We start from the raw sequence: 1,605 nt of genomic DNA, 5'->3' as shown, positions 1-1,605 counted from the left end.
TGACGCGCGCCTGCTGCACCCGGTCGATGTGGTGCAGGACTACGAAAAAACCATTTACGACGAACTCGATCTGTTGCGCGAGGCGGCCAACGCCAGCCAGTTGCGCCGCAACTTCGAAGGCTCGCAGCTGCTTTATGTACCGCAAGTCTATTGGGACTGGTGCCGGCCGAAAGTGCTGGTGATGGAGCGCATCTACGGCATTCAGGTCACCGATCTGGCGACACTCGCCGACCAGCGCACCGACATGAAAATGCTCGCCGAGCGCGGCGTGGAGATTTTCTTCACGCAGGTATTCCGCGACAGCTTCTTCCACGCCGACATGCACCCAGGCAACATTTTCGTCAGCACGGTCAATCCGTGGAGCCCGCAATACATCGCGATTGACTGCGGCATCGTCGGCAGCCTGACCCCGGAAGACCAGGATTATCTGGCGCGCAACCTGTTCGCCTTCTTCAAGCGTGACTACCGCCGTGTCGCGCAGTTGCACATCGATTCGGGCTGGGTGCCGGCGGAAACCAAACTCAACGAATTCGAAGCGGCGATCCGTACGGTGTGCGAACCGATCTTCGAAAAACCGTTAAAAGATATTTCATTTGGCCAGGTGCTGATGCGCCTGTTCCAGACCGCTCGCCGTTTCAACATGGAAGTGCAGCCGCAACTGGTGCTGTTGCAGAAGACCTTGCTGAACATCGAAGGCCTCGGTCGTCAGCTGTACCCGGATCTGGATCTGTGGAACACCGCGCAGCCGTTTCTCGAGCGCTGGATGCGCGAACGCGTCAGCCCGAAAGCCTTGCTGGGCAACGTGCAGAGCCAGCTGGAACAGATTCCGCACCTGTCGAACATGGCCCGCGATCTGCTCGAACGCATGTCGCAACCCCACGCCAAAGACCCACCGCCGCCGTGGCGCAAACGCAAGGACGACTGGTTCCTGCGCCTGCTCGGCTGCGCGCATCTGGCCGGCGGCGCGATCCTCGCTGCGGGTGGTCCGCTGACCGAGTGGGCGCACTGGCCCGCCGGAATCATGATCGCGGTCGGTTTGTATCTGGTCGTTCGCCGATAGCACGATTGAGCTGCAAGTTATAAGCTGCCAGCTTCAAGCTTGACGCTACAGGCACACCGCAACGTGCGTTTACTTGCAGCTTGAAGCTCATGGCTTGCTGCTGCTTTTCGAGATTTGAAGATGAAAAACTGGCTGGACGAGATCAAGTGGGATGCTGACGGCCTGGTGCCGGCGATTGCCCAGGATCACAAGACCGGGCGCGTATTGATGATGGCCTGGATGAACCGCGAAGCGCTGGAACTGACCGCTGCGGAGAATCGTGCAATCTACTGGTCACGTTCCCGTGGCAAGCTGTGGCGCAAGGGCGAAGAGTCCGGCCATGTGCAGACCCTGCATGAGATGCGCCTGGACTGTGATGCCGACGTGATCATCCTGATGGTTGAACAGATCGGCGACATCGCCTGCCACACCGGCCGTCAAAGCTGCTTTTACCGGGTCTTCGAAAACGGCGACTGGAAAACGGTCGACCCGGTACTGAAAGACCCGCACGCTATCTATTCCGCAGGACACACACATGAGTGACACCCTGACCCGCCTCGCTCAGG

Annotated in this window: 2 protein-coding genes; both read left to right on the top strand. The window is 59.4% G+C overall.

The genetic code is table 11. The features are described 5' to 3' along the window. Positions 1-1,060 (top strand): AarF/UbiB family protein (locus OQK_RS28810; protein ID WP_016775522.1); only part of this gene is annotated, 1,060 nt, incomplete at its 5' end. Positions 1,061-1,180: 120 nt separating this feature from the next. Then, complete coding sequence (gene hisI / locus OQK_RS28805) at positions 1,181-1,582, top strand: phosphoribosyl-AMP cyclohydrolase (protein WP_007899278.1); 402 nt, start codon at positions 1,181-1,183, stop codon at positions 1,580-1,582. The last annotated feature ends 23 nt before the right edge of the window (positions 1,583-1,605 follow it).

This window comes from Pseudomonas sp. R62 (assembly GCF_000257605.1).
Taxonomy (GTDB): Bacteria; Pseudomonadota; Gammaproteobacteria; order Pseudomonadales; family Pseudomonadaceae; genus Aquipseudomonas; species Aquipseudomonas atacamensis.
The sequence above is the reverse complement of the archived record's forward strand: the minus strand, read 5'-3'. Positions and strand labels throughout refer to the sequence as shown.